We start from the raw sequence: 19,371 nt of genomic DNA on the forward strand, positions 1-19,371 counted from the left end.
TCAAATGGTTCTGTCTCTCGGATTTTACTCGCCTTAGAAAACGTTGACGTATTGACATTAATTCCTTGCATTTTCAGGCGTGCGCTTAAGTCTCTCATGCTGACGATACTTTTATCCAGCGCAAAACCTATCCAACAGGACACAAAAGTAAATGTACTTAATGCGGGATAGTCATTTTTGGGGAGTGGCTTGAGAAGCTCTTTCATTAGTTTTGGGAAAATTGTTAGCATGGCTTATTCACATTTATTGGTGTATATTTACTTTGTTTTCTTATCTATAATATCAAATTTTGTACGACTTTTTTCCACGTTCAACACTTCTGCTTCCGAATCATTACCAGAAACTAAAATGACTGAACCCACCTTAACGGAACTGCATCAGAAAATCGATACAGGTGTTAGAGTCGCAATCGCAGAAGCAATTGAGAGACACCGCCTCTTAGGAGAATCTATCAGCATTTTCAAAGATGGCCAAATTGTCACCTTAACAGCCGAGCAAATTCCGCCAAAACTTGCCAAAAAAACGGAAGTGTAAAAAATTGGTTGACTGTCTCAAATTGCACTATTCATAGAAACAGTTTCACCTATCCGAGGGATTTATATAAAGGTCAATTTTAGCAAATTCCCGTTACGAAAATCAAAAGTACATAGTATAATGGTACTGTTGTTTACTTTTCGAGGTGTAAATATGAGTTTAACAGACAATCAAAAAAAACTTTTGCAATGGATAGTTAAAGAAGTACGGGCTGGTAATCTTAAAGAGGACAGTATTTGGTACATTAGGAATCTTACAGATTATGGTTGGGTTGATTACAAGGGTTCTGATAGCACTCCTTATGTCGAATTCGCAACCTTCGATATATTAGAAGAATATGGTTATATTAAATGGCAACAAAAAAGCCAGCATCAATACAAAGGCGCTCTAACAGGAAAAGCTTATGAAGCGGTTGATTCTAACTTTGACGAACCCGATCGCTCGGCTATTCCTCATCTAATTCCCTTAACTGAAGTTGAACATTTAGACTCCGAACTATGGGAGAGAGTCCGTTTTTCTGTGAGTGCGGGTGGAGATAATCCAAAAGCGTGGGATACTGCGATTCGCAATGCGACAGTGGTTTTAGAGGACCGCATGAGGAAACTGGGAAATATTGATAATATTAATCAAAAAGCCACGGGTAATGGTATTGTTAACCTAATTTTTGGAAGTAATAAATCTGTACAAAAAGATAAGCTTCCATCAGAAGAATTAGAGGCATACCGTGATTTATATTCGGGTACAATGAAGCTTTTTCGTAACCGTTACGCTCATCGATTCATCGATCCTAAACCAGAGGAGGGTGGAGCAATTATCGTATTCATCGATTTATTATTGAAGATGCTAGATGATTTAAATTGGGAGACAGAAAACGAGAATACATAAATCTCTAATTCTTGTCTAGTTTAACGGTGGATTACGCTGACGCTAATCCACCCTACTGTAGGATAATTGTCTTCTAGCTTCGTAGAGGATGACAGCAGTAGCGATCGCAACATTTAAAGATTCCACACCACCAAAGAGGGGAATTTTCACCGTTTCATCGGCTAAAGTCGCTAATTGGGGCGATAAACCGGCTCCTTCATTGCCTAATAATATTAAAGTCGGACGGGTAAAATCAATCTCCCAGTGGTTTTTTGTGGCTGTGGGTAAAGTCGCAATCGCTTTTACCCCCTGTGCTTGATATTTTTTCACCAAAGCCGATAAATCCGATTCTACCACCAGGGGCGATCGAAACCATTCCCCGGCGGAACTGCGGATCACTTTGGGGTTATCGATTTCGACGCTATCAAGACTTAACCAGATACCCTGTACCTCTGTAGCCACGGCAGTGCGGATAATAGTGCCGAGATTACCCGGATCCTGCAATCTTTCCAAAACTAAGCCCAATTGTAGCGGATTTTGGGGGACTGGATGAAGGTGATCACGGGCAATAGTGGCAATCACACCATCGGGATTAACCGTGGTTGCTAGGGAAGCGAGGACTTCCGGGGAAACTATCTCGACTCGTCTGGCTTGATTTTGAAGTTTCTCTGCTAATTCTCCCTGTCTTTGCTGCCACTTTTCTGTCAAACAGACCGTTTCTAGGGAACAATTCACCGCTAAAGCCGTCTCTAGTAAGTGGGTTCCCTCAATTAAGGACAAATTCTGCTCCTGTCGCTCTCTAGTGCGGTGTAGCTTGCGAATTTGCTTGATTAAAGGGTTTTGAACACTGCTAATCATAGCCAATCGGATTTTTCACCCCGCTAGGGCTGCCCTAAATAACTACGTTTTGAGGGAGATAATGCGGAACTCGGGACTTGAACCCGAAAGTCTTTGCAGACACTAGAACCTGAATCTAGCGCGTCTACCAATTCCGCCAGTTCCGCATTTTTCTTTCACGATCTCTTATTATACTATCGGACAATCCATAAGTCAAGATAGTTGAGATAATTAAGACAAAAATCGTTTTTCGAGGTAGAATCACCGATAATTCGTTCAAAAATCTGATAAGATGCAGTCTAATTTTACCGAAGCTTTCCTTAGCCAAGACTCCCAACTAAGATAAATGAATCATCCTATGACCATCGATACCGAGCATCCCTATTTAGAAATTCAAGGTCGTCACTCTCTCCGGGGTGAAGTCAAGATCAGTGGTGCCAAAAATGCCGCTCTCGTGATTATGGCGGGAGCTTTACTCTGCTCCGACGAGTGCCAGATTAGTAATGTACCTGCCCTGGCCGATATCGAGCGGATGAGTCAAATTCTCTCGGCCCTGGGCGTGCAGGTCCGTCGCACTGGAGATAGACTAGAGATTGATGGCAGAGACCTCAAACAAGCTCAAGCGCCCTACGATCTCGTCTCCCAGTTGCGGGCCAGTTTTTTCGCCATCGGACCGATTTTAGCCCGTTTAGGAGAAGCAAAAGTTCCCCTCCCCGGCGGCTGCGCCATTGGGGCCAGACCAGTGGATCTGCACGTTAGGGGCCTACAGTCAATGGGCGCAGATGTATTAATCGATGGTGGCATGGTACACGCCCGCGTTAAGGGTAATGGTCGTCTGAAAGGGGCGAATATTTATCTGGATTATCCCAGTGTGGGAGCGACGGAAACCCTAATGATGGCGGCGACTTTAGCGTTCGGGGAAACCATTCTCGGCAATGCGGCCCAGGAGCCAGAGGTGATTGATTTAGCCAATTTTTGTGTTTCCATGGGGGCAAAAATTCGCGGTGCTGGGACCAATACAATTGTCATTGAGGGAGTTTCCCGTCTGCACAGTACCGATTATAATATCATTCCCGATCGCATTGAAGCCGGGACTTTACTGATAGCCGGGGCGATTACCCGCTCAGAAATTAGTCTTTATCCCGTGATTCCCAGCCATTTAGCTTCGGTAATTGCCAAACTGCACGAAATCGGTCCGGAAGTGGTGGAAGATGGACCCAATCGTCTGCGGATTATCCCTAGAGACTTAAAAGCCACCGATATGGAAACCCTACCCTATCCCGGTTTTCCCACGGATATGCAGGCCCAATTTATGGCTCTATTAACTTTAGCCGAGGGCAGTAGCGTGGTTAATGAGACGGTTTTTGAAAACCGTCTGCGTCATGTGGCCGAATTAAAGCGTCTGGGAGCAGATATCAAGGTCAAAGGAAATGTGGCTTTAGTGCGCGGTGTGCCTTTCCTCTCTGGAGCGCCGGTGATGGCCACGGATCTACGCGCTTCGGCAGCTTTGGTGGTAGCAGGATTAGCAGCCCAGGGGACTACTATTGTGCAGGGACTCCATCACCTCGATCGAGGTTACGATAATTTAGAGGGTAAATTAAGAGCATTAGGGGCAAATTTACGCCGGGTTGATCCTTTAGCCTTAGAATTGGCTACCCTGACCCAATCTTAACAGGATGATTAGTTATCGCTGTTCTATCGGTGTTGAGAATTCCCGTGAGCAACAATATAGGACAGCGTTAATCGTGATTAGTTGTTCTATATTGACGGAACCTTTCATCATCGATCACATTTACCAAATCTTAGCCATTACTAATACAAACCCAGGCAATTCTGGATCACCACTAATGGTTTCAGGAGCATTTAAAATCTCTGGTTCTTGATGGGGACGATAAATATAGACTTGGCGATTTTGGCGATCGATTAACCAACCCAATAAAGTACCATTGGCAATATATTCTTCCATCTTTTTCTGCAAACTGGATACCGTATCACTAGCAGAACGCAATTCAATCACAAAATCGGGACAGATGGGGGCAAAAGAGGCTTTTTGTTTTTCTGTTAAAGCATTCCAGCGTTCTAATTTAATCCAAGCAGCATCCGGTGAACGAGTCGCGCCATTGGGCAGCGTAAAACCCGCACTAGAATCAAACCCAAGCCCCGTTCCATCTAGTTCTGACCAACTCCCCAGTTGCACAGCTATATTAAAATTGCGATTACCCGTATCTGAAAAAGCAGGGGGCATAACGATCACTTCTCCACTAGCGCTGCGTTCAATGCGTAAATCTCGATTGGCTAAACAAAATTCATAAAACTGCTCCTCCGTCATCGGCATAATCCAAGGAAGATCAATCATCAGAGGAGCCGAGGTCGCTTGCACAAGTAGTGTCGTCATATTTTCGCCCTACTCAAGAATTACATGAGTTAACAACTGAATGCCCTTCAATCTTAACTTAGCTCTAGTCAACGGCATTAATGACTACTAGAGATAGAATGCGATCGCTCTTAACCTTGCCAAAGAAGCCTGACGGAGAGGAATGTAAAATATTTATAAAAATGTAGCTTATAATACAGTTATAAAAAGCAAAATATGTATTGTCATTTTGTTGTCCGTCTTTTCGGAAAAAGAAACCACAAAAGTCTCCTAAAACCATCAATAAAATCCCACAATTCCCCTTCATTAATTGGAGGTGTTTTTATCAGTTGTCATACTAAATCCGTTGAGTAACGCACAGAAAACGGGTTTCTCCGAGAAACCCGTTTTCTATTAATGCTTGGGAATAGTTTTTCCTAGCTTAGGGGTATTAAAAGTTTAATTTTCCCTGAATTTTTCTAACAGTTCTGAGCGAGATAAATTAGCCAGAGAAAGAAGTAACCCGGTGCGTTCCGAGATGGGAAGTTGGGCAATCTGTTCCACCAGACCAGATAATTCTGCATCCAGGCTGCCAAAGCGTCCTTCCAGAAGACTGGTTATCAGGGAATACCGTTCTTCTAAACTGCCTCGTTGTATCCCTTCTTGTATCCCTTCTTGTATCCCTTCTTGTTTCCACTCTTCTCGTTGTTGTAAATAAGCTGGTGATAGGTTCATAATCTCCTCCTGTTCTTCGGCACTTAAATTATCTCTTAATTCCAAACTCTTGCGCCAGTTGGCCAGAATTTCCAGTAAATTCTCTTGGAAGGGATTACCTTCAGGCAATTGCACTAATTCTTCTACTGCTCGTTTCTGTGTACCTCCTTTCCCTAGCACCCTCAACCATAAAGTCTCCTCATTGATTGGTAATTGATGGATGGCGACGATTCCTGTTTTGAACAGGCTAGGGGAAAAATAAACTCCTTTTCCCCACTCCTCTTTCATCCCCTCTTCTGGTAGGAATGAAGGGGGGATTCCCACGACTTCTTCAATCATTCTCGCCGAAAAAGTAGGCGTTAAAATCCAGAGAACTGGTAGTTCAGCTTCTGTTAGAGTTTTGCTTGTCCTTTTCGCCTTCCTTAAGACTTCGCCATGAACCGCATATAACTTTGAGATGCAACTGCGAATCTCTACCTCGGAGGGTGGGTTACGGAAGGGTTCAAATAAGCAGCAAGTCGCCGCCATTTTAGCGAGTATGCCCAAGGGTAATTCAGTCCTTGATGCTGAACTGGCTGGTTCAAACCAGACATCGATTTCTTGGACTTCACTCTTGACTTTCTTGCTCTTTTTAATCGTCCCTAGAGTCCCTAAGAGTTCTTCTAAATATTCCTTGGCAAATTGGTCGTGAATTTGGCGCGTCATTGCAGGGGATAATTAAGCCGAGAAAGTGCATTAACAATCTTGTTAGATCATAGCAAGTTTTGAGAATTTATCTTTTTAATCAACAGCACCAGTGTGCGAACCAATCGGATCTCTTATTCTTTGTGTAACAAGTTTAACTTATATAATAGCGATCGGTCTTTGTGTTCTTTGTGTCTCTGTGGTTCTTCACACTCATTGCTTAAAGGCCCCTTCTCAAGTTCCCAGAGCTTAGTCACTAATATTCCGAAAGTGACAGAAAAGGGATAATCTTCCACTCAATTGCCCAAAATAAAGGCTAGAATCGAAATATAGTATCGATCGCTACGGATTTTTCATGAATTACAGAAAATTTTGCTTGGCTTTTTTGCTGTCCCTTATCCTCATCAACACCGGATTAGTTATGCCTAGTTACGCAAACGAAAGAGAATTGAGGACAATTACCGTAACGGGGGAAGGAATAGAAAATATCGCCACTTCTCAAGCAATAGTGCGCTTAGGGGTAGAAATTCAAGGCAAAGAAGCGGGTAAGGTGCAGCGGGAAACCGCCAATCGTAGCGATGCGGTGGTTAAATTTCTCCGTTCCCGTCAAGTGGAAAAATTGGAAACCACCGGCATCAGTTTACAGCCCAATTACGACTTCAGCAACAATCAAAGACATTTAATCGGTTATATCGGGGCTAATTTGATTAGTTTTCAGGTTGATATAGCCCAAGCGGGGATTTTAATCGATGAAGCGGTGAAAGTCGGGGCAACACGCATCGATGGGGTCAGTTTTACTGCCGGAGAATCAGCGATCGCAGCTGCCCAAAGAACCGCTCTCATCAAAGCCACGGAACAAGCTAGAGAACAGGCTACAATCGTGTTACAAGCCCTCGGTTTAGTGCCGAAAGAAACGGTTTCTATCCAAGTGGGTAATACCAGTAATCCCGTGCCAATAGCCCGCTCAGAAGCGGTTTTTCGGAGTGCCGATGCTGCCAGTAGCCCGGTTATCGGAGGGGAACAAACCCTGCGGGCTGCTGTCACCCTCGAAATTAGCTATTAGGATCTGTAGCTAGAGACAATAGACCTCTTGTAAAAATCAAAAATTGTTGTTAGGGTTAGGAGTCAGTAGCCGGTCGTCAGGAGTCAGGAGAATTAGGAATGAACAATAATCAATTAAATGGTCTATTTAAGGATTTTATGCAATTTAATCCTTATCCTTACCGTTTTTGAACCCTCAAAAATTAATTATGCAAGAGGTTTAATTAACCACACATATCTAAACACCTCTTGCCTCTTGCCCCTTGCCTCATCAAACTGTCCCCCTCATCCGTGAATTATCCTAACTTTTTACCCACTGTTAGGGAGGGATTGAGTGAAGATACCTCCCTTGCTCTCCTCGAAAATATCCAACAAATTGCCATCGATAGCCCCATCTATCCCCGCTCGATTCTAACTACCTATAGTCAACAAGGGCAAGGTCAACCGCCTTTTGTCCTCCTGCACGGTTTTGATAGTTCCCTGCTGGAATTTCGGCGTTTACTACCTTTACTCGCCCGAAATAGGGAAACTTGGGCGATAGATCTACTCGGCTTCGGTTTTACTGAGCGATACCCAGATTTACAAGTATCTCCGAAAACTATTAAAAGCCATCTTTACCATTTCTGGAGAACTGCGATCGCAGAACCGATAATTTTAGTCGGTGCTTCCATGGGGGGTGCAGTGGCCCTGGATTTCGCCCTCTCCTACCCGGAAATAGTGGCAAAATTAGTCCTGATTGACAGCGCAGGACTAGCTAATCCCCCGGTCTTGGGTAAATTGATGTTTTCTCCCCTCGATAAGTGGGCAACTAATTTTTTAGCCAATCCCCGCGTGCGTCAAAATATCAGTCGTACCGCCTATTTTGATGCAACTTTGGCCACTGTTGATGCTTGCACCTGTGCTAATCTGCACCTGAATTGTCCCCACTGGAGTGAGGCTTTAATCTCCTTTACCAAAAGTGGCGGTTATGGGGCATTTTTACCGAAATTAAGCCAAATAAACCGAGAAACGCTGATTATTTGGGGAGAAAACGATCAAATTTTAGGCACAAAAGACGCGAAGATATTTCAGCAGGCCTTACCCAATAATCAACTGGTCTGGATTCCTCGCTGTGGTCATGTTCCCCATCTCGAAAAACCGGAACTTACCGCGGCCGCGATAGTTAAATTTGCGAACTAAAAACTTATAATAGGATTATTTGACCCTATAGTGCCAACTTTTATGAAATTTTTGCCGATCGCTCTCGCTACATTCAGCCTTCTGAGTTTATCTGTCAATATTCCCCCTACCGTAGCCACACAACAGCTTTTTTGTCGAGGCCGCATGAATAACGGTTGGTCCTATTCGGCAGAATTTATCAATGGACGTTTTGAACGCATTCGCTGGACGCGTTCCGGTCAACCCCCCCAAGTTTCTAGCCTTAGTTTTAAAAATACTAACAACAAAGGACAACCGATTTATCGGGGCAGTTTATTCGCCGCAGTCAGTGTGACTCTGATAGACTTATCGAAAGGAGATGTCCGTCCCGGTTCGCAAATTTCCGTGGGAGTGGAAGAATGGGGTTGGTCGCGGGGAAACTGCGCTCTTTCTAACCGATAAATCCCAGAACTATCCTCATTTCAGGGAGCGGTTAGGGGACAGTCAAGATTAAATCGGGATGTCAAAATTGGCATCGGCCCTGTCTCGTGCCGGTGATCAACGACAAAAAAGGCTGAAGTATTTTCAGCCTCTTCTAAAAAATCAGATTTTACCCGCAAAATTAAGGAATAGGATTAGCCGGTTCCTTGCTTTCTAGGGTTTCGGGAACAGCTTCCGTCTTACCAAAAGCGATTCTGAGGAAGGGAGGGGCCAGGAAAGTGGTCAGGATCACCATAATAATAATCGACACCTCCAAAGGCTTATCCAAAATTCCGCTGGCCGAGCCAATCCCAGCAAAAACTAGACCCACCTCACCCCGGGGAATCATACCCACACCGATGGCGAGACGATTGATTCCGGATATACCAAAAACTGCCCAGCCCGTCACCAGTTTACCGATAATCGCCACAACCATCAAAAAGACAGCAATCAAAAGTCCGGCCCGATTCTCCGGTACCGTTGGGTTTAAAACACCGAGGTCGGCACGCGCTCCCACCGTCACAAAGAAAATCGGCACAAGCAAATCGGCGATCGGTTTGATTAACTCATCCAACTCGTTGCGGGTATCAGTTTCATCAAGCACCAAACCCGCAGCAAAAGCACCTAAAATCGCTTCAAGATGAATAGCATTGCCCAAAAATGCCATAAAGAAAGCGAAGACAAATGCTGGAATAACAATATTTCCCCTTGTTTTCAGCCGCTCCACGATCGCCACAAAACTTTTGTTAAAAACACCTCCTAACAAAATTGATCCGATCAAAAAGGCCGTAGCGCTGACGATCAAATAAATAACATTGACCACATCGATCTCACCGGTTTTGGCTAAACTAGCGACCACAGCCAGAACAATAATACCAAGGACATCATCGATCACCGCCGCACCGACAATAATTTGCCCTTCTTTGGATTTGAGTTGACCTAACTCTGACAACACCTTCGAGGTAATACCGATACTGGTTGCCGTTAAGGCAGCCCCCGCAAAAATCGCCGGGATGGCGGCCACATGAAAGACAAGCATTAACCCGGCCGTACCTGCCGCAAAAGGTGCCGCAACCCCCACACAGGCCACCACCGTGGCCTGAATTCCCACTTCCTTGAGTTGCCGCAGATCCGATTCCAGGCCAATTTCAAACAGCAGAATAATCACACCGATTTCAGCTAGAACCGAAATCACTTCACTTTGGGACTCAAAGATCCGGTCCACGGCAGCCGGGGCCAATTGATTCAATCCTTGCAGTACCGTCATAATCACCGAATCAGAGGCCGATAGTCCCCCTTCGGGAAAGATGAGCAGATGCAAGGCCGAAACGCCGACGATCACACCGGCGACCAGTTCTCCCAGTACGGGCGGAAAATCCAATCGTCGGGCGGCCTCTGCGCCGAGCTTGCTGGCCAGATAAATCACCACCAGCGTCAGCAATACCCCGGAGAGAATAATCGGTGAATCCTCGGCCACAACGGTGGCGAGCAAGGGGAGCGGAGCCATGGGAGCCGCTATCTCCCCGATCAAAGGAGGCAGAATAGGGGACAAAATCATCAGTTTAAAGGGATGAGGGTTAAAGGTTTTAGGTGGTCATAAAACTGGGGGATAGGAAAAAGGGCTACCGCTCCAGGACAGTCAGGCTGCAGATGGGGTTGCCCAGATCAAGACAAGCATTAGTTGTCTAGATTCCACAGCCCTCTGGTCCACAGAAACTCTGTCCGTACAGAACCTCCGCGTCACAGATATAGATCATGCCCGCAAAATTGAGGAAAAACTGATCGGCAACCTGCTTGGCAATATTTTGGGCCATAATTCGATCGGGGGTGAGTACCTCGAACTTAACATTACTGTCGGTTTCGGAAACGTGGGGTTGTCCCGAAGAGCGCACGTTGCGGCTGCCCTTACCGCCAGTATCCATCACCGTGTAACCGGTCGCCCCGCATTCTTCGATGATCTTGGCGACTTTTTTCAGCAAAATCTTTTCTGTGACGATGACGAGCTTTTTGGCTGGTTTGGCCATGTTGATTATCTCCTTAAATGTGTACACTTATTTGCTTGGTAGGCCCCGTCAAGGGAGCGCCCACCGACCACAATCCTAGCCGCCGCTGAGGGCCTGGGCAAGACCAAGGAAGAACGGGATACATAAGCCGATCGCTACGGGCGTACCGATGGCCGTGGACGCGCCTATATAGGCGGAGGGATTAGCCGAGGGGATACCGGCCCGCAACGTGGGCGGCCCAGAGATGTCGGAACTAGAGGAAGCGATGACGGCCAGAACCACGACACCGCCCCAACTGAACCCAGTGGCGTAGTGGGCAATCATACCGAGACCGAAGGCGATTAGCCCATGTACAAACGGTGCTAGGACGCTATAGACAACATACCACTGGGCCACCTTACGCAGTTCACCCACCCTTGACCAAGCCTCCATTCCCATGACCAGCATCAAGATCGAAAGCAAGCCGCGAAAGAGGGGATCGTAGAAGCTTTTATAGACAGTTTCCGGCTGGGTGAATATGCCCAGGGCCAGACCTAATAACATGGCCGATAGGGCCGGTCCGCGAAGGCTTTCTTCAATGATCGGCCAGATCTTGACCCGATTATCCGCCGGCTGCTGCAGGCTGAGATACTCCTGCCGACTGCTGGGATAATCCTGCTGATCGGAATAATCCCCGGCCGCCACCGGCTGCTTGCTAAAAGACTCATGGTCGTAGGCCGCTTCTTTGTTTTTCTTCTTGTTAAGATAAATGTTAGCCACCACGATCGCCGTTACCAGCGCCGGGATATCCATAAAAGGATAGAGTGCGCCAGCCCAGGCCTCGTAGGGGATCTTTTGTTCTTCGAGTACCGTCAGACCGGCTGCCATAGTCGAGCCACTCACGGCTCCAAATAACCCCCCAGTTGCGATCGCATCGACCACTTTCACCTTGGGCAGATTGGCTAAGGTATAGCGCGCGACGAAGACCACAATAATCCCTACTATGACGGCAAAGATCATTGGTAATACCATTTCCGTCAGGTTGGAATTGCGGATGGCAATCCCGCCGGTCAGACCGATTTTGGTCAGCAGCATGAAGACGATGATCGTACAAATCGACTCTGGAATGACCAATTCACTCCCGAGAGCAGCAATGATCATCCCACCAATCAAAAAGGCCAGTGTTGGGGACTGCAACTGCTGGATAAAGTCCATGACAAACAATGACAAAAAATCCACGAATACCTCCTTAAGCCTCCCCTGATGAGGAGTATTAATACAAATGAACTTTCAAGAGTTAAAGAAAATAAGGGTCAGGTGCTTCACCCCAACAGCAGGCGTACTTCCCAATGCGGTTAAATTTATGTCGGGTAAACCCCTTGATTAACCTCAAAATCCTCCGGTTCTTGGTGAGGATGGGTCTTGACAAAAGTTACCGCTTGTTGTAGGGCGATGGTTCTGTCCATTAGCACATGATCGGGGGGGATTTGGGCTAAAATGCCGAGACGTTCCAAACGATGCTGGATTTTGCTGGTGGCACCAACGATAAAAACTTGTAAACCTTTATCGATCGCATCTTTAATCGCATTTTCGATCGCTAAAGAAGCTGTCACCCCTAACAAAGGCACATCACTCAAGTCCAAGATTAAAACATCCGCTTCCTTCATGGCTGTGTGTTCCCTGGCGATCGCTTTCGAGACTCCAAAGATCATCGGACCACTGAGATAAAATAGGATGATGCGACCGTTAGCTTGGTTGAGTAACCGTTTTTCTTCTGGACTTAGGAGAATCTCGTCATCGTTATCGGTGATCGTTTTCACTTCCTGCGCTTGCAGTTCACTGAGGCGATCAATGGTGAGAATATTAGCAATAAAGACCCCCACACCCACAGCAACGATCAGATCGACGAATACTGTTAATAACAGTACACCGTACATGATTAGCGTCCCTTTTAGAGAAATCTTGTGGGAGCGTTTCAGGAAACTCCAGTCGAGAATATCGATCCCCACTTTTAGGGCAATCCCCGCTAATACCGCCATGGGGATACTCTTAGTTAAACCGGCGGCCCAGAGAACGACGACTAATAAAATTAAAGCGCGAGTGATGCCAGAAAGGGCAGTGGTCGCACCGGTTTGAATATTGACGACAGTTCCCATCGTGGCCCCGGCACCGGGTAAACCGCCACAGATTCCTGATACTAAGTTACCAATACCTTGACCGATCAATTCTTTATTCGATTTGTGTTCGGTACGGGTCAAACTATCGGCAATTACCGCCGTTAATAGGGTATCAATACAACCCAACATCCCTAAAACTGCCCCATCCACCAACATCGTGATCATTTGGGCAGCACTAAAGGTGGGCATTTGCAGGGTGGGTAAACCCACGGGAATATCCCCAATCCGGCGAATTTCAGCACCTTGGAAGAAAAACAGCGAAATCAGAGTTCCTATCACCAAAGCTAATAACTGAGGGGGGACAAAACGCTTGAATTTCGAGGGCATCAGGAAGATGATCGCCAAGGTGATCGCCCCCAGAATGGCTTCAGGGGGATTGATATTAGAGAGTAGTTCCGGGATTTTCTGCACTGTGCCTAAAACCCCTCCTTTGGGGGCGGCTTGCCCTAAAAAGGGCGGAATTTGCAGAATAATCAGGATTACCCCGATCCCAGACATAAAGCCAGAAATAACGCTATAGGGCATCAGGGTAATGTATTTACCCATTTTGAAGATACCGAACAGAATCTGGAAAATGCCCGCTAACATGACTACCGTAAAGGCCATGGGTAGGCCTAATTCGGGATTTCTGGCGGTTAAACTGGCCACGATCGCCGTCATTACTACCGTCATCGGCCCCGTCGGTTCCGAAATTAACGTGGGGGTGCCACCAAAAAGGGCAGCAAAAAAACCCACACAGACAGCACCGTACAAACCAGCGATCGCTCCAGCCCCAGAAGCTACCCCGAAAGCGAGAGCTAGAGGGAGAGAAACGATGGCAGCTGTGAGACCACCAAAGATATCGCCCCGCAAATTGTCAAAATGAATACGATTGGTTATTTCCATGAGAATCCAACTGAGCAAAGGATTTTTTGCCACAACAAAGCTGGCGGTTGAGAGACCAGCCTTGATAGACAAAAGTTTATGGTTTTTAAAGATCGATTGTTATAAATCTATACTAGAACGGATATCTTGACAAGCAAATTTTATAAATTGAGTTTAAATCGATATATCTTTACAAAAGTATTGATTTAAACCTATGATATAAGCGGGGTGGGGAGGTTTTTACTCGTTCCCCTCCATTCCTGCTTCTGTTTAGCAAAGCTCCTCAAGGCAGTAACAGAAGTGTAGCTCTCTAGAGGCCTCTCTTGATTCACGCCACTTTACATCAACTGATTGTCTTTGAAGCGACCGCTCGTCATGGCAGTTTTACCAGGGCTGCCGAAGAACTATCGATCACCCAACCCACCGTTTCTACCCAGATGAAACAACTGACTAAAGCAGTGGGTCTGCCTCTGTTTGAACAGATAGGCAAACGTTTGTATTTAACCGAGGCCGGACGCAGTTTATTAGTAACCTGTCAGGCAGTCCTCAAGGATATTGATAACTTTGAGATGGCGATCGCTGATATCAAGGGCATTAAACAGGGTAAACTGCGTTTAGCGGCGGTATCCACAGCCCAATATTTAATCCCTCAGATCCTCGGTCCTTTTTGTCAACAGTACCAAGGGGTGGATGTGTCCCTAGAATTGACCAATCACCAAGACCTAGAAGCAAGGATCACCAATAATGTTGACGACCTATATATTTTAAGCGAACCTCCCCAAGATCTAAACCTGGAGATTCAACCGTTTCTGGAAAATCCCCTTGTGGTTATTGCTCGCAAAGATCACCCCCTAGCGGGACAGAAAAAAATTCCAATTAAACGACTGCAAGGGGAACCTTTTATTATGCGGGAAATGGGATCGGGAATTAGACGGGCAGTACAGCAAATTTTTCTCGACCATGGCATCACCGTATCTCTGCGTTTGGAAATCGGCAATAATGAAGCCATTAAACAAGCGATCGCTGGTGGTTTAGGAATTTCAGTTCTTTCTCAGCACGTCTTAAATTTAGATCATCCTAATGGGGAATTTACCATCCTTGACGTGGAAGATTTTCCCATCCAACGCCATTGGTATGTGGTTTATCCCAAGGATAAAAAACTATCGGTGATCGCCAAGACTTTTCTGGATTATCTCCTCAATATTCAGCCCCAATCCCTCTTAAAGGTCAAAATTTCTAGATGAGAAACCCCATCTTTGTCAAGATGGGGTAAGGTAAAAATCAAATCAATCTAAACAGTAACAGGTTCTCGATCGAGGGGTTTAACGCGATCGAGCAGGACCTGTAATTGTTCCCCTTCAATCACCTCTTTACTGAGGATTTCTTGGGCAATTTCTTCGAGTAAATCGCGATTTTGAGCGAGGATATCCAGGGCCTGCTGATGACCATTTTCGACAATCTCTTTCACTTCATTATCGATCGCTTTGGCCGTGTCATCGCTCACCAAACGCCGGGGATTCATCATACCATCTCCCAGAAAACTATTCTGTTGACCTTTTTCGTAGGCCAGGGGGCCTAGGGTCTTACTCATACCATAGGTAGTCACCATGCGTTCGGCCAAATCCGTCGCCCGCTGTAGGTCATTAGCTGCCCCAGTAGTAATACTACCAAAGATAATTTCCTCGGCGGCCCGACCACCTAAAAGAGTAGCAATTTGGTCGCGTAATTCCGTATCATCCATAAGGAAACGGTCTTCCGTGGGCATTTGCAGGGTATAACCGAGGGCTGCCATGCCGCGAGGCACGATCGAAATCTTAGCAACTTTACCACCCCCCGGCATAACTGCACCAACGAGAGCGTGACCAACTTCGTGATAAGCGACGATTTTCTTCTCTTTTTCCGAGAGAACCCGGCTTTTCTTCTCTAAACCAGCCACTACCCGCTCGATTGCCTCATTAAAGTCCTCTTGGGCGACGGTGCTGCGTTGATTGCGAGCTGCCAATAAAGCGGCCTCATTGACTAGATTAGCTAAGTCAGCACCGGCAAAACCGGGGGTACGAGTAGCAATCTGTTTTAAATCCACATCCGAGCCTAATTTTACCTTACCTGCGTAGATTTCAAGGATTTTTAAGCGACCAGCCAGATCGGGGCGATCAACTAACACTTGGCGATCAAAACGGCCGGGGCGTAAAAGGGCGGGATCAAGAGTTTCCGGGCGATTAGTGGCGGCCAGCACGATCACCGTCGCATCGCCGGCGTTAAAACCGTCCATTTCCGTCAATAATTGGTTTAACGTCTGTTCCCGCTCATCGTTACCCCCCATAAAATTACCGTTAGCGCGAGATTTACCGATCGCGTCTAATTCATCGATAAAAATAATACAGGGGGCTTTTTTCTTGGCCTGTTCAAACAGATCTCGCACTCGGGCTGCCCCTGCACCAACAAAGAGTTCCACGAATTCCGAACCTGAGATACTAAAGAAAGGAACCCCCGCTTCTCCTGCGACTGCTTTTGCCAGCAGGGTTTTTCCTGTCCCCGGCGGACCGACGAGGAGGACACCCTTGGGAATCCGCGCCCCGATTTGAATGTAACGTTGGGGATATTTGAGAAATTCGACGATTTCGGCCAATTCGGTTTTCGCTTCTTCCACACCAGCCACATCTTGAAAAGTGGTTTTGGTGGTGTCTCCTTCCACATAGACTTTAGCGCGACTTTTGGTAATCGATAAAGCCCCGGCCGGACCACCGCCACCGCTGCGGGCGAGGAAAAATTGCCAAATACCGACAAAAATCAGGGGAGGAATCACCCAACTAAGGACACTACCAATCCAGCCATTTTTTGGCGGTGGTGCGGCGGCGAATTCTACGCCCTTAGCTTCCAGACGTTTGGGCAATTCTAGGTCAAAAATCGGTGTAGTGCTGAAAATTCGTCCGTAGTTGCCCTCTTGGTCGTTTTTAAGCTGATATCGAATCTCATTCTGTCCCACGGATACCCTAGCGACGTTGCCATCTTCCACTTGGTCGATAAAAAGACTGTAGGGAACTTTGGGGACGCTAGGGCCAAATAATTGCGGAAAAAGGAGGTTAACAATCAGAAATAAGCCGCCTACGGCTAATAAAACATTACCGATCAGGCGAGATTGTGAAGGAGGTTTGCTTTTTATACTCATTGCTGGGCCTGATTAATTAAAATTAGTCTCTATACTTCCCCCATTGTAGGCTGTTGACTGCTCAAGTTCAGATTGAATCAGGCAGGGGGATTACCGTCGTCTTCGGGCGGTTTTTGCCCTAGTAAAGCCTCTAGACGAGTTTGGGCAAGCTCAAAATCTGGCGCAATCCCTAAAGCTTTTTGATAACAGGCGATCGCTGCTTGGGTTTCGCCTAAATTTTCTAGGGTACTGCCGCGATTGTACCAAGCTTGATAAAAATTATCGTCCGCTTCTAGCACCTGTTGCCAACATTCTAAAGCCTCTTGCCAACGTTGCAGTCCGTATAGGGCGCTGCCCCTAGCGTTAATGACTTGGTGATCGTTGGGGGTGATTTCTAGGGCGCGATCATAACTATTTAACGCTTCTTCATAGTTACCGATCATGGCTAAGGCACCACCACGATTATGCCAGGCCGAGGCTAATTGGGGATCGATCTTCAGGGCCTGTTCCCAATCGGCGATCGCATTTGACCAATTGCCTAAATTTGCCTGTTCTAAGCCCTGATTAAACCAATCTTCGGCAGTTTCAGGGTTTTTAGCTTCCTGGGGGGAAAATTGAGCGATGAGACTATCAATAATGCTTTCTGCGTCCTTATTTTCGATGCCCAATTGTTCGGCCATTTGCCCGGCTAGGGTAGGATCGTTTTGCAGACGGTCAAATAATTCATCGAGGGTGAGGGTTTCTAATTGGGGATTTTCTGGGTCATTACCGTTAAAATCGCTAGTTTCACCCGAATATAAGAAATTTTCTGGGGTTTGCGGCTGGGAATAACTGCCCGGGTCCTCATCGTCGCCGGCGTATTCCCAGATTAAAGTGGCAGTTTCTTTGGTGTAGAGTTGATAACCGATCTCGTAGGAAGCTTCACCAATACGTTCAATCCCGGGGAAAGCGCGAGCTAATTCTCCCAAACGGATCATTCTGGTGGCGAGAAGTTGGTTAAGGGAAGCGGAGGATTGCAGACGGGTTCCAAAACGCTCTAACCATTCTACCCAATCTTTTTGCCGACCTCGATCGCCCAATTTCTCAAAAAATCTCAGAATTCTGCCTTCGTGCCAACCGTGGGCCACGCCATCGAGTAACTGCATATAGAGAAACTCGTAGTCTGTATCGGTTAGGGGAACAGATTCGATCACTTCTACTCTCCCCTTTCCTCCTTGTCCCCCCAAAAGTCGGGTTAAAAAGTTTTCGATCGCGCGCCAAAGTTTTCTTAAAAGTCCCTGCATTCTAATCTCGACACTGGTTTTATTAATCTTGCAAGCATCACCCAATTAGTCTAGCAGTTATCAGTTATCGGGGATTGACTCTCCCCCGCTAACCGCGGAGCGCGGTGTAGCGGGGGATTCTCGGTTCTTAGGCTTTTAACTAGATCGACCGAGTTTAACCCAGTCGATCCCCGTCAAATCGCCTCCGCGAGCGTTTTCTAACACGGTCAGTCCGACCGCGTTTTTTCCTCGGTTCTCGATTACCTTTGCTGATGCCGTATCTCTCGGTTCAATGTTACCGCAAGAATCACACCGGTGAACTCTTTCCGATAACGCTTTTTTGCCAGTAATTGCGCCACAATTCGGACACTCCTGGGAAGTTCCGTTTTTATCGACCTTAAGATAATATTTCCCCCGTTTCCAAGCGACAAACGGTAGTATCTCGTTAATAAAACTACCGATACCTGAATCCAGAGATTGTTTTCTAACGATCCCTCTAGACCAGGAAACGAAGTTAATATCTTCAACAAAGATATTATCAGCGAGATCGCAAAGGTAATGAGCTAACTTAAAATGCCAATCTCTACGAGTATTAGACACTTTTTCGTGTAATCTCGCTATCTTATCTTGGAGTTTCAACCAATTGTTCGAGCCTTTGACTTGATGTTTCAAGCGTCTTTGTAGCAATTTAAGCTTACTCTGTACTTTCAACAAAAATCGAGGGGCTTTGATTAAATCTCCTCGTGAAGTAGCAACAAAACTCTCAATTCCCGCGTCAATTCCTAAACAGGTCTTCCCCACTGTCATATCGGGAACTAATTCCGTAGATTGGAAGGAAACCGAAACGTAAAATCCCGACGCTTTTTGGATAATTCGAGCTTGTTTAGGCTCGAACCCAGACGGGTACTTTCTAGATTGCCTGATTCTAATTTTTCCCAATTGTGGAAAATTTAAGTATTCGTCACCTAGAAAGCTTTTTGAGAGCGCAGGAAAAACAAAACTTCGTATCTTTTTCTTAAATCTAGGAAAGCCGAAGCCTTTCGATTTCATCTGGTTAAACGCCTTATCTAAAGTTTTTAAGACTTGCTGTAAAACTTGAGCGTTAACCGTCTTTAATATCGGGTAAACTTTTTTAGCTTCCGTTAGATTTTTAGCTTGAACAAAGTAATTAGGATAGGGTTCATCCGCAGGAATTATGTACTCGGAAACTAGCGAACAGTGATCCGCAAGACACTTTCGAGAGTTTAACCAATCTTTCCGTTCTGAAAGAGCGTAATTATAAACGCTTTTGCAA

At 46.1% G+C, this 19,371-nt stretch carries 17 protein-coding genes, 1 tRNA gene and 1 pseudogene; 7 read left to right on the forward strand and 12 right to left on the reverse strand.

The annotated features are described in order from the left end of the window. Positions 1–206: pseudogene (locus tag ACE1AQ_RS03450) on the reverse strand (IS4 family transposase); the annotation flags it as partial. A gap of 142 nt (positions 207–348) precedes the next feature. Between ACE1AQ_RS03450 and ACE1AQ_RS03455 the strand changes: the two are divergent. Both ACE1AQ_RS03455 and ACE1AQ_RS03460 read left to right on the forward strand, forming a co-directional pair. After that, positions 349–534, forward strand: a complete 186-nt coding sequence (locus ACE1AQ_RS03455) for a hypothetical protein (protein WP_002794338.1) — start codon at positions 349–351, stop codon at positions 532–534. Positions 535–687: 153 nt separating this feature from the next. Beyond that, the gene (locus ACE1AQ_RS03460; RefSeq protein ID WP_110544643.1) at positions 688–1,419 is read left to right on the forward strand and encodes a TIGR02391 family protein; all 732 of its coding nucleotides are present in this window, start codon (positions 688–690) and stop codon (positions 1,417–1,419) included. 42 nt (positions 1,420–1,461) lie between these two features. Here ACE1AQ_RS03460 and ACE1AQ_RS03465 read toward each other — a convergent pair whose 3' ends face one another. Beyond that, entirely contained in the window at positions 1,462–2,256 is a 795-nt protein-coding gene (locus ACE1AQ_RS03465; RefSeq protein WP_106908906.1) for an RNA methyltransferase, read from the reverse strand. Between the two features lie 62 nt (positions 2,257–2,318). Continuing rightward, a tRNA-Leu gene (locus ACE1AQ_RS03470) sits at positions 2,319–2,402 on the reverse strand. A 191-nt stretch (positions 2,403–2,593) separates the two neighbouring features. Here ACE1AQ_RS03470 and murA point away from each other — a divergent pair. Beyond that, positions 2,594–3,907: a UDP-N-acetylglucosamine 1-carboxyvinyltransferase gene (gene murA / locus ACE1AQ_RS03475; protein WP_110544639.1), complete on the forward strand. Its 1,314-nt coding sequence runs from the start codon at positions 2,594–2,596 to the stop codon at positions 3,905–3,907. 120 nt (positions 3,908–4,027) lie between these two features. Here murA and ACE1AQ_RS03480 read toward each other — a convergent pair whose 3' ends face one another. Continuing rightward, a complete protein-coding gene (locus tag ACE1AQ_RS03480) occupies positions 4,028–4,630 on the reverse strand; it encodes a Uma2 family endonuclease (RefSeq protein ID WP_110544637.1) in 603 nt (200 codons plus the stop codon). A 417-nt stretch (positions 4,631–5,047) separates the two neighbouring features. Beyond that, positions 5,048–6,007 (reverse strand): hypothetical protein, encoded by a 960-nt coding sequence (locus ACE1AQ_RS03485; protein WP_110544634.1) that lies wholly within the window; start codon positions 6,005–6,007, stop codon positions 5,048–5,050. A gap of 334 nt (positions 6,008–6,341) precedes the next feature. On the opposite strand from ACE1AQ_RS03485, the gene ACE1AQ_RS03490 reads away from it, so the two are divergent. The 3 genes from ACE1AQ_RS03490 to ACE1AQ_RS03500 all read left to right on the forward strand — a co-directional run bounded on the left by ACE1AQ_RS03490 (position 6,342) and on the right by ACE1AQ_RS03500 (position 8,626). Then, a complete protein-coding gene (locus ACE1AQ_RS03490; RefSeq protein ID WP_110544632.1) occupies positions 6,342–7,049 on the forward strand; it encodes an SIMPL domain-containing protein in 708 nt (235 codons plus the stop codon). A 269-nt stretch (positions 7,050–7,318) separates the two neighbouring features. After that, complete coding sequence (locus ACE1AQ_RS03495) at positions 7,319–8,206, forward strand: alpha/beta fold hydrolase (protein ID WP_008207219.1); 888 nt, start codon at positions 7,319–7,321, stop codon at positions 8,204–8,206. Between the two features lie 42 nt (positions 8,207–8,248). Continuing rightward, positions 8,249–8,626, forward strand: a complete 378-nt coding sequence (locus ACE1AQ_RS03500; protein WP_008207217.1) for a hypothetical protein — start codon at positions 8,249–8,251, stop codon at positions 8,624–8,626. Positions 8,627–8,786: 160 nt separating this feature from the next. Here the strand turns inward: ACE1AQ_RS03500 and ACE1AQ_RS03505 are convergent, their stop codons facing one another. The 4 genes from ACE1AQ_RS03505 to ACE1AQ_RS03520 form a co-directional block, all read right to left on the reverse strand. Beyond that, entirely contained in the window at positions 8,787–10,202 is a 1,416-nt protein-coding gene (locus ACE1AQ_RS03505; protein WP_008207215.1) for a cation:proton antiporter, read from the reverse strand. Positions 10,203–10,329: 127 nt separating this feature from the next. Beyond that, complete coding sequence (locus ACE1AQ_RS03510; RefSeq protein ID WP_008207213.1) at positions 10,330–10,668, reverse strand: P-II family nitrogen regulator; 339 nt, start codon at positions 10,666–10,668, stop codon at positions 10,330–10,332. Positions 10,669–10,743: 75 nt separating this feature from the next. Beyond that, positions 10,744–11,865 (reverse strand): sodium-dependent bicarbonate transport family permease, encoded by a 1,122-nt coding sequence (locus ACE1AQ_RS03515; RefSeq protein ID WP_110544630.1) that lies wholly within the window; start codon positions 11,863–11,865, stop codon positions 10,744–10,746. 122 nt (positions 11,866–11,987) lie between these two features. Next, positions 11,988–13,688, reverse strand: coding sequence for a SulP family inorganic anion transporter (locus ACE1AQ_RS03520; protein ID WP_106909996.1), 1,701 nt, complete (start codon positions 13,686–13,688; stop codon positions 11,988–11,990). A gap of 302 nt (positions 13,689–13,990) precedes the next feature. Between ACE1AQ_RS03520 and ACE1AQ_RS03525 the strand changes: the two genes are divergently transcribed. Beyond that, on the forward strand, positions 13,991–14,911 hold the full coding sequence (locus tag ACE1AQ_RS03525; protein WP_106908900.1) for a LysR family transcriptional regulator: 921 nt from the start codon (positions 13,991–13,993) through the stop codon (positions 14,909–14,911). Positions 14,912–14,958: 47 nt separating this feature from the next. On the opposite strand, the gene ftsH4 is transcribed toward ACE1AQ_RS03525, so the two are convergent. From ftsH4 to ACE1AQ_RS03540, 3 genes are all read right to left on the reverse strand, one after another. Continuing rightward, a complete protein-coding gene (gene ftsH4 / locus ACE1AQ_RS03530; RefSeq protein WP_106908899.1) occupies positions 14,959–16,836 on the reverse strand; it encodes an ATP-dependent zinc metalloprotease FtsH4 in 1,878 nt (625 codons plus the stop codon). A 77-nt stretch (positions 16,837–16,913) separates the two neighbouring features. Next, positions 16,914–18,098: a tetratricopeptide repeat protein gene (locus tag ACE1AQ_RS03535; protein ID WP_110544641.1), complete on the reverse strand. Its 1,185-nt coding sequence runs from the start codon at positions 18,096–18,098 to the stop codon at positions 16,914–16,916. Between the two features lie 135 nt (positions 18,099–18,233). Further along, the coding region (locus ACE1AQ_RS03540; RefSeq protein ID WP_374807868.1) for an RNA-guided endonuclease InsQ/TnpB family protein at positions 18,234–19,371 on the reverse strand (1,138 nt) is incomplete at its 5' end.

The organism is Microcystis sp. BLCC-F209 (assembly GCF_041928595.1).
Lineage (GTDB): Bacteria > Cyanobacteriota > Cyanobacteriia > Cyanobacteriales > Microcystaceae > Microcystis.

Coding starts and splice junctions, on each gene's coding strand:
- ACE1AQ_RS03485 (WP_110544634.1), bottom strand. CDS start 6,007: ATGACGCGCCAAATTCACGACCAATTTGCCAAGGAATATTTAGAAGAA.
- ACE1AQ_RS03520 (WP_106909996.1), bottom strand. CDS start 13,688: ATGGAAATAACCAATCGTATTCATTTTGACAATTTGCGGGGCGATATC.
- ACE1AQ_RS03455 (WP_002794338.1), top strand. CDS start 349: ATGACTGAACCCACCTTAACGGAACTGCATCAGAAAATCGATACAGGT.
- ftsH4 (WP_106908899.1), bottom strand. CDS start 16,836: ATGAGTATAAAAAGCAAACCTCCTTCACAATCTCGCCTGATCGGTAAT.
- ACE1AQ_RS03510 (WP_008207213.1), bottom strand. CDS start 10,668: ATGGCCAAACCAGCCAAAAAGCTCGTCATCGTCACAGAAAAGATTTTG.
- ACE1AQ_RS03500 (WP_008207217.1), top strand. CDS start 8,249: ATGAAATTTTTGCCGATCGCTCTCGCTACATTCAGCCTTCTGAGTTTA.
- ACE1AQ_RS03480 (WP_110544637.1), bottom strand. CDS start 4,630: ATGACGACACTACTTGTGCAAGCGACCTCGGCTCCTCTGATGATTGAT.
- ACE1AQ_RS03460 (WP_110544643.1), top strand. CDS start 688: ATGAGTTTAACAGACAATCAAAAAAAACTTTTGCAATGGATAGTTAAA.
- murA (WP_110544639.1), top strand. CDS start 2,594: ATGACCATCGATACCGAGCATCCCTATTTAGAAATTCAAGGTCGTCAC.
- ACE1AQ_RS03505 (WP_008207215.1), bottom strand. CDS start 10,202: ATGATTTTGTCCCCTATTCTGCCTCCTTTGATCGGGGAGATAGCGGCT.
- ACE1AQ_RS03535 (WP_110544641.1), bottom strand. CDS start 18,098: ATGCAGGGACTTTTAAGAAAACTTTGGCGCGCGATCGAAAACTTTTTA.
- ACE1AQ_RS03490 (WP_110544632.1), top strand. CDS start 6,342: ATGAATTACAGAAAATTTTGCTTGGCTTTTTTGCTGTCCCTTATCCTC.
- ACE1AQ_RS03465 (WP_106908906.1), bottom strand. CDS start 2,256: ATGATTAGCAGTGTTCAAAACCCTTTAATCAAGCAAATTCGCAAGCTA.